General features: G+C 61.1%; 8 protein-coding genes and 4 pseudogenes. 5 read left to right on the top strand and 7 right to left on the bottom strand.

All coding sequences use genetic code 11. The annotated features are described in order from the left end of the window. Positions 1 to 240 precede the first annotated feature (240 nt). Positions 241 to 504: a hypothetical protein gene (locus XI08_RS09670; RefSeq protein WP_271574244.1), complete on the top strand. Its 264-nt coding sequence runs from the start codon at positions 241 to 243 to the stop codon at positions 502 to 504. Positions 505 to 546: 42 nt separating this feature from the next. Here the strand turns inward: XI08_RS09670 and XI08_RS09665 are convergent, their stop codons facing one another. Beyond that, positions 547 to 732 (bottom strand): DUF3606 domain-containing protein, encoded by a 186-nt coding sequence (locus XI08_RS09665; RefSeq protein ID WP_271574240.1) that lies wholly within the window; start codon positions 730 to 732, stop codon positions 547 to 549. A gap of 105 nt (positions 733 to 837) precedes the next feature. On the opposite strand from XI08_RS09665, the gene ligD (XI08_RS09660) reads away from it, so the two are divergent. Next, entirely contained in the window at positions 838 to 1,758 is a 921-nt protein-coding gene (gene ligD, locus XI08_RS09660; protein ID WP_271574239.1) for a non-homologous end-joining DNA ligase, read from the top strand. Continuing rightward, positions 1,758 to 1,925 carry a hypothetical protein gene (locus XI08_RS09655; RefSeq protein ID WP_271574238.1) on the top strand — a complete coding sequence of 56 codons (168 nt, stop codon included), beginning with the start codon at positions 1,758 to 1,760 and terminating at the stop codon, positions 1,923 to 1,925. Before ligD (XI08_RS09660) ends, XI08_RS09655 begins: the two co-directional genes overlap by 1 nt. A gap of 45 nt (positions 1,926 to 1,970) precedes the next feature. Here the strand turns inward: XI08_RS09655 and XI08_RS09650 are convergent, their stop codons facing one another. After that, positions 1,971 to 2,585, bottom strand: coding sequence for a cell envelope biogenesis protein TolA (locus tag XI08_RS09650; RefSeq protein ID WP_271574237.1), 615 nt, complete (start codon positions 2,583 to 2,585; stop codon positions 1,971 to 1,973). A 139-nt stretch (positions 2,586 to 2,724) separates the two neighbouring features. Between XI08_RS09650 and ligD (XI08_RS09645) the strand changes: the two are divergent. Further along, positions 2,725 to 3,670 (top strand): annotated as a pseudogene (gene ligD / locus XI08_RS09645) (non-homologous end-joining DNA ligase). Between the two features lie 80 nt (positions 3,671 to 3,750). On the opposite strand, the pseudogene XI08_RS09635 reads toward ligD (XI08_RS09645), so the two are convergent. From XI08_RS09635 to ku, 5 genes and pseudogenes are all read right to left on the bottom strand, one after another. Continuing rightward, a pseudogene (locus tag XI08_RS09635) lies at positions 3,751 to 4,210 on the bottom strand (metallophosphoesterase family protein). Further along, entirely contained in the window at positions 4,207 to 4,710 is a 504-nt protein-coding gene (locus tag XI08_RS09630) for an NUDIX domain-containing protein (RefSeq protein ID WP_271574234.1), read from the bottom strand. Before XI08_RS09630 ends, XI08_RS09635 begins: the two are co-directional and overlap by 4 nt. Positions 4,711 to 4,778: 68 nt before the next feature. Then, a complete protein-coding gene (locus XI08_RS09625) occupies positions 4,779 to 5,480 on the bottom strand; it encodes an HAD family hydrolase (protein WP_271574243.1) in 702 nt (233 codons plus the stop codon). Beyond that, positions 5,443 to 5,778 (bottom strand): hypothetical protein, encoded by a 336-nt coding sequence (locus XI08_RS09620; RefSeq protein WP_271574233.1) that lies wholly within the window; start codon positions 5,776 to 5,778, stop codon positions 5,443 to 5,445. Before XI08_RS09620 ends, XI08_RS09625 begins: the two co-directional genes overlap by 38 nt. A 7-nt stretch (positions 5,779 to 5,785) precedes the next feature. After that, a pseudogene (ku, locus tag XI08_RS09615) lies at positions 5,786 to 6,517 on the bottom strand (non-homologous end joining protein Ku); the annotation flags it as partial. Position 6,518: 1 nt separating this feature from the next. Between ku and XI08_RS09610 the strand changes: the two are divergent. Next, a pseudogene (locus XI08_RS09610) lies at positions 6,519 to 7,295 on the top strand (IS110 family transposase); the annotation flags it as partial. Positions 7,296 to 7,551: the final 256 nt, after the last annotated feature.

Raw genomic sequence — 7,551 nt, 5'->3', positions numbered from 1 at the left:
GTCAGCGACGACCTCATCTTGCCACGCAGTGTGGCGGAAGGGGGCCGTCCACCCCAACACGAGAGCCCGGTGCGGCACTTGCCGCACGCGCCCAAACGAAAAGCCAGGAAGACTAAGTTCAGGGACTGGGTGTCTGCGCGTCCGTCAAACCTTGAGCTCCCGGCATTGCGAATCCCAGCCATGTGTTAGCAGCCGGAACGAATGACGGACAAAACGATTCGCCGTTCAGGAGCCATTTCCATGCTGATGACAAGTGAACGAAGGCCGGCGATACGGACGATGCGCGGATGGGCGATCCACGTGCTCCAGGAAGCTGGCGCCATCCGCGAGTGCGAGGAGCACGGCTGGATGCAGGACCGAGCGGATCCGCATGCATGGGAGCGAGCGATCGATATCGCCCGTGAAGACCCGCCAGCAGGGGTCTCCCCTGATGCAGCGGCCGCCGAGGTTCGCGACGTGCTGAACTCGATCGGTGACACCTGCCCAGAATGCCCCCCTGACTAGAAGGATCGGCGCCGAACACTGACGCCAACCTAGGCCTCTGCCTCAGCGGCCTAGCCGTTTCTCCACGCGCTTGCGCGCGTTGCCGACCTTTTTGACGGCCTTTTTCACTGCCGGTGCCGACTTTCCGGTCTTCTTCGCCTCGTACTGCACTTCGTAGCCCTGCCCGCCAGCTACCCTCGCCCGATCCTGTTTTCGCCCGCGCGCCGTCTTCTTCTTCGCTACCGCCATGGGTGCCTCCTGTTGTGACATCGAAGCAACGCGACGGGCATTCGCAGGTTCCGGAACTATTCGAACTGTGCCAATTTGAATCGGTTTGTAGCGTGGAGTTTGTCAGTGGCGTTTGCGCGTCGAAAACCGGCGGCCATCGGCGTCAAGGCGCCCTTCCCCGGCTTCATCGAACCGGCCTTGGCCACCTCGATCGAGAAGGTGCCTTCCGGAGAGCGCTGGATTCACGAAATCAAGTTCGACGGATACCGTGTCCAGGTCCATCTGGCTAACGAGGCTGCGAAGATCTTCACCCGGCGCGGCCATGATTGGACGCATCGCTTCAAGAAGGTTGCCCATGACGCCTGGCGGATCAAAGCGAACTCGGCTGTGGTGGACGGCGAGATCGTGGTACCGGCCGCCGATGGGACCACCGACTTCTCGGTCCTGCAGAACGAACTCAAAGGCAAGTCGACGAGCATCGTGCTTGTGGCGTTCGATCTGCTCTATCTGAACGGCTGCGATATCCGGAAGCTACCGCTGTTTCAGCGCAAGGCCGAACTTAAGAAGATCCTGAGCGGCTCCGACATCCAGTTCAGCGAAAGTTTCGAGATCGACGGCCGGGAGATGTTCGCACACGCCTGCAAGCTCGGCCTCGAAGGCGTCGTCTCAAAGGTCAGGGGCAGCGCCTATCCGACGGGACGCACGAACGACTGGGTCAAGAAGACCTGCGCGCAGCGAGAAACGCTGACCATTGCCGGCTTCGCGCTCGATGGTACGAAGTGGGACGGGCTCTACGTCGGCCGGCGCAAGGGCGACGATCTGGTCTACGCCGGCAAGGTCGACCACGGCTTCGACAAGGTCTCGGCCGCCGATCTGCAGAAGCGTCTTAAACCCCTCATCCGAAAGACCCAGCCCTATGCCAAGCGCATCGGCCACAAGGGCATCTGGGTTGAACCCAAGCTTCTGGCCGAGATCGAGTATCGCGCTAAGTCGGCCGAGGGAAAGGTCCGGCACCCGTTCTTCCGGGGCCTGCGGGAGGACCTGTGATGGATGCATTCGATCGCTTCTGGCAGTGGGCCAACAAGCCCTTGGAAAGTCACCTGACGATTCCGGCCGAGCTACATCACGCAGTCATGGAGCTCACTCCTGAGGACCGACGTGACCGGGCCGCGTTGAACCAAGCTGCAGCACGCGTGCCAGATCCCGAACGATGAACGCTTGAAGGGACCGCTGGCCGCACCCGTGGGTACGGCCAAAGACTAACCTCGCGCGCGCCGCAGCGCAGCTTCCAATCGCTCCTTCTCCCTATCCCAGCGGGCTTTTTCGGCTTGCAATCTCTTCTCGAGAGCCTCGACCTCAGCCTCGATGACGGCGGCCCGCTTCCCGTGCTCCTGCTCGGCCTTGTCCAACGCAGCCTGCGCCTTGTCGATGGCCTCCTGACGCCGTTCACGGTCCTTCTGCCTGGCGGCCTCTTCCTTCGCCCGTTCGCGCTCGACACGCTTCTGCTCTCGTTCGTAGGCGAGAGCGGCCTTTCGTTCCGCCGCCTTGTCGACTGGGCGAGACGAACGCCCTTTCGGCCCAGGACCTTTCGACTTGCGGGCGGCTTTCGTTGGCCCGGTACCGCCAAGATCGGTGGGCAGTTCGGCATGCTCGCTGAAGGGTCGGTCGGTTCCAACCGGACGCCTGAGAACGACGCCGGGCTTTGCCATGGTCGCGGCGACGACGTCCGGATCGTGGCTCTCCTTTGCCGCGCCCTGGTGGAAGAGATTGCTGTCGGCGCCCCACGCCTCCAGAGCCGCCTTCATGGATGGCGCGGCGATCGCCTGATCGAAAAAGCCCAGCGAGGTCTGATAGGTCTTCAATTTTCTGGCCATCGGCCTGATCCGCCCTTACCGAAATCGTCCAGCTCGCCGTGCCGCGGCACGTGCGGAACACCACGCGGCCTCGAAGCGTTCCCTCATCCTTGAAGGACGTCCATGCATTTCGCAACGCGCTCTTAAGGATTGGCCTCGAATGAGCCGGACGTCGACCCTGCCCAAGCGCCTGCAGCCGATGCTCGCTACTCTTACCGACGCGCCGTTCGACGACCCCGACTGGGTTTTCGAGGACAAGTACGACGGCTTCCGCATGATCGCGGAAATCCGGCGGGGTAAGGTTGCGCTCTACAGCCGCAACGGCAAGATCATCAGCCGTAGCTATATCGAGGTCGCCAAAGCGCTGGAGGGCGTGAAGGGCGACGCCGTGATCGACGGCGAGCTCGTCGCGATCGGAAAGGACGGCGTCTCGCATTTCCAGCTGCTTCAAAACGCGCTGCGCCATGAAGCGAAGCTCTTGTATTGCGCTTTCGATCTTATGTTTGAGAACGGAGTGGATTTGCGCAAGCAGCCTCTCCTCGAGCGTAAGAAGCGACTGAACTATACTGCCGCGCGACAAGCTGATCGCCTTCAGCCATCACCGCAAAGCGAACGGCACGAAATTCTTCGCCGAGGCCCAGCGGAAGGGTCTCGAAGGCATCATGGCGAAGCGCGCCGACAGCGCGTATGCGTCCGGAAACCGAACCCCGGATTGGCTGAAGATCAAGACGGCAAAGCGCCAGGAAGTGGTGATCGCCGGCTTCACGGCGCCAAGGCGCACTCGGCCGTTCTTCGGCGCCCTGGTCCTCGCCGTGAGGGAAGATGACGCATGGCGCTACATCGGACATGTCGGCACTGGCTTTAGCCACAAGGCCCTGGAAGACCTCCATGCCAAGCTCGTGAAGCTGACGACCCCTAAGTCACCCTTTCCTGCCAAAGTGAAGGACGAGGCCGCCACGACCTGGGTCAGGCCTTCGCTGGTCGCCGAGGTCAAATTTGCGGAGTGGACAAGCAAGCGCGAACTGCGCCAGCCCGTCTACCTCGGGCTCAGGTCCGACAAGCGGGCGAAGGATGTCGTGCGCGAGCGAGAACGTTCGCGCAAATAGCGATTCCGTTCGGAAGTAACCGGCAAAACGAATTGACGCCTTCACCTCCTCCGCTGTGAATTCCCTCCGCGGTCGTGTGTTCAGTCCCCTCCAAGGTCGTGGATTTCCGGTCGCATGCCCTCAGGCGTGACTTCGAGCGTCGCAAGCGTGACTGGCAACTTAAAGCGTCGGGGTCCCGCACTGCCGGGATTCAGATAGAGAACGCCACCGACCGTGTGGATCTTTGGCACGTGGGAATGCCCGGAGACGATGACGTCGATACCGGCGCCGGGGTCGGCCTGCAGCATCTTCAGGTCGTGCAGAACGTAGATCGACTTTCTCGCCAAGCGCACAAGGTTCGTGTCGGGGTATTCGCGACTCGCCACTATCCACGTTTCCACGGATGGCGGTGACAGGCGCGATCCGGCGAAGCGCGTCGACGATCTCGGGGTGCCCGATGTCGCCGGCATGAATGATGTGATCGACGCCCGTCAGGCCTCGTTCCGCATCGGGCCTCAACAGGCCGTGCGTGTCCGAAATGATTCCAATCCTGAACATCATTTTCCGTAGCCCTCAGCCGCGATCGCCAAAAGACGATCGAGAAGTTCTACCTGAGCGGACAGCATCTTGGTCCGTGCGAACTCGATATCGAACCATTCCGCGCGGTCTACTTCGGGAAAGCTCTGCCGTCGACCGCTTCGGGGCGGCCATTCGATATCGAAGGTATTGCTGGTCAGCGCAGTCGGGTCAAAATGGCCTTCGCCTGCGAATGCGATGACGCGCTTCCCTCCTCGCTGCCGGATCTCCCCCAGCGGCTGGAGTGGACCAATCGAAGCGCTGGTGCCGAGTTCCTCGGCAAACTCGCGCCGCGCGACCTGCTCTGGAGCATCCGCGGCATCGATTTCGCCCTTCGGAATCGACCAGGCGCCCTCGTCCTTGTTGCGCCAGAACGGACCGCCGGGGTGAACGAGCAGGACCTCGAGCCCGCGAGCGCCCTTCCGGTAGGCCAAAATGCCCGCGCTCAACGTCCATCGCTTGGTAATCTTTGTCAACGCTGCCATATCGCTCCTATTTTGCGGCGCAGACCGAGTATTAAGCAACGGCGGAAGATCTGAGGAGCGGCGACTGGCTACTTGCGCAACAAAGAACGTTCGAAACAGGCCAGAAGCGCAGCAGGTCCCGGATACACCTCGGCGCACCCAGCTTTCCGCAATTCGTCCTCCGTGAAGCCTCCGCAGAGTACGCCCACCGTACGAACTCCCGCCTTCCCCGCCGCTTCCGCATCGTACGGCGTGTCGCCGATAGCGACGGCGTCGGCGCCCTCGAGCTTGAGCTTCTTGAGAACGATCTCGAAGATGTCCGGTGCGGGTTTGGATTCTTCCACGTCGTCGGAAGAAGTTTTTAGATCGACCAGATGGGTGATGCCTGCGATATCGAGATACTTGTCGACTTCATCCTTCTTGGCCGAGGAAGCAACAGCGACCTGAAGTCCCGCCTCGCGCACGCGCCTCAACAGGTCCGGGACGGCCGAGAAGGGACGCACAAGGGGCAGATACTCGGTCTTGAAACGATTGCCGCGCCACTCTTCCAGTTCTTTGCCGTGGTCTTTCTGTTCACCGTCGGACAGGAAGACGGGAATCAGTTTGTCTCCGCCCTTGCCGATCTGGCCTCTCACCTGCTCGAAGCTCACCTCGTGGCCGAACTTGAGCAGAGCTTCCTGCCATGCGATCGCGTGGAGATCCACCGAATCCAGAAGCGTACCGTCCAAGTCGAAGATTGCGGCTTTCGGCAATTCACCGTCCTCCGTGGTCGACGCGAGCAAGGCCCGCATACCAGTCAGCACATGGAGTGTTCTTCGCCATATACCGGTTGTAATCCGGCATACCGTCATCCCACCTAACCGGACCGCGCTCGCCGAGCGCTTGCGTGACCTTGTCCACGATCTCGTGCGCGGCGGCTTCCGCCTCGCGGTCAGCTGCCTTCTTGGCTTCACGCACCGCCCGGCGAGCTGCCTTGAGCCGACTAACGAGATCTGTACGCTCGGCTTGGTCGAGATCCGGGTTCGCCATCCGCCAGAGCTTGCTGCGGACGACGAAATAACGACCGTCCGGCGTCACCGGATGCTTCACGACAAGCTTAAGCCGACTTCCGCTGCGGTTTGACCGCCGGCTTCTTTGCTGCAGCCTCCTTGGCCGGTTTCTTGCCGGTAATTGGCATCAGCATTTCCTTTTGCCCGGCCGCCGCCTTGCGCGCCTTCTTGGCTGGCTTCTTCGGCGCCTCTGTCGCTGCCGCCGCGCCTCCTCCGATGCTCTTGCGCAGCGCGTCCATCAGATCGACCACGTTCTCACCGCGCGGACGTGCTTTCGCGGTGATGGGCTTGCCGGCGCGCTTCTGGTTGATGAGATCGATGAGGGCGGTTTCATACTGGTCTTCAAACTTGTCCGGCTCGAAGTGGCCCGCCTTCTGGTTGACGATGTGTTTGGCGAGATCAAGCATGTCCTTGGTGACTTTGACGTCCTGGATATCATCGAAATACTCATCCGCGGAACGGACTTCGTAGGGATAGCGCAACAGCGTTCCCATCAACCCTTTATCGAGCGGCTCGAGCGCAATGATGTGCTCGCGATTGGTCAGCACCACACGACCGATTGCGACCTTGTTCATCTCGCGGATGGTTTCCCGAATGACGGCGAAGGCATCGTGCCCGACTTTACCGTCAGGACGCAGGTAGTAGGGGCGAATGAGATATCGCGGATCGATCTCGCTGCGGTCGACGAACTCGTCGATCTCGATGGTTCGCGTCGATTCCAGCGCGACGTTCTCGAGCTCCTCCTTGGTCACCTCGATGAAGGTATCGGTATCGACCTTTAAGCGCGGCAAGAACGACGCGGCCGATGCCGAAGCGCTGTGCGAGGCGGTCACCCGGCCGAGTATGCGGTTTGTACCGGTCAAATCGAAGGAACGCCAAGCGGCCTGCATGTTAATGACTGTGCGGGAACGCCTGGTCAGCGTGAAGTCGCAGCTTTCCAATGCTTTCAGGAGCTATGCGGCTGAGTTTGGCATCGTCGGCCCCGCCGGTCGGCAGAATGTCGCGCAACTTATCAAGCGGGTGCTCGAGGATGATAGCTTACCGGAAATGGCAAAGGATCTCTTCCGACTCCAAGCAGAGGAATATGCCACGGTCGAAGCCCGCCTGGCAAAGATCGAAGCCAAGCTGATGAGGTGGCACCGCGACGATGATGTCAGCAGGCGGATCGCGACGATTCCCGGCGTCGGTCCGATTGGGTCGTCCATGCTAAGCATGAAGGCGCCGCCGCCGGAGACGTTCAGGTCAGGCCGCGACTTTGCCGCTTGGCTCGGACTGACACCCAAGGATCATTCGACGGGCGGCCGGCAAAGATATGGCGGAATCACAAAGGCCGGAGACTCAATGCTCCGATCGACGTTGATTGTCGGCGCGACCGCGCTGCTAAGGCACATTCGAAAGGGCCGTCATAAGCCGACACCCTGGCTTGCATCGCTACTGGAGCGAAAGCCGCCGAAATTGGTGGCGGTGGCCTTGGCCAACAAGTTCGCCCGTATCGCTTGGCGATTGATGATATCGGGCGGAGTATACAACCGACCGGTAGCCGCCATGCCCGTCTGATCTGAAATCGGCACCGCGAGCGAGTTGCTCGGCGGATAGCCCACGAACTTGCAGGACGCAGTAGATGGAAGGACCGATCGGTCGATACGCGCGAGCTTCCGTAGATTACACTGGCATCATCAAGGTCGCCTATGTGCTTGGAGCGTGCGTAGCGAACACCATCTTGGCCAGCGGACTTTGTCCGCGCAAACAGGCCGGACATCTGATAGCAAGCGATCAGGTCAAAAGTCTGCTACCATCCTGACAAGTGGGGGGC

The sequence above is a fragment of the Bradyrhizobium sp. CCBAU 11361 genome (assembly GCF_028128935.1).
In the GTDB taxonomy this organism is placed as follows: Bacteria; Pseudomonadota; Alphaproteobacteria; order Rhizobiales; family Xanthobacteraceae; genus Bradyrhizobium; species Bradyrhizobium niftali.
This window is presented reverse-complemented; position numbering and strand designations above follow the sequence as displayed.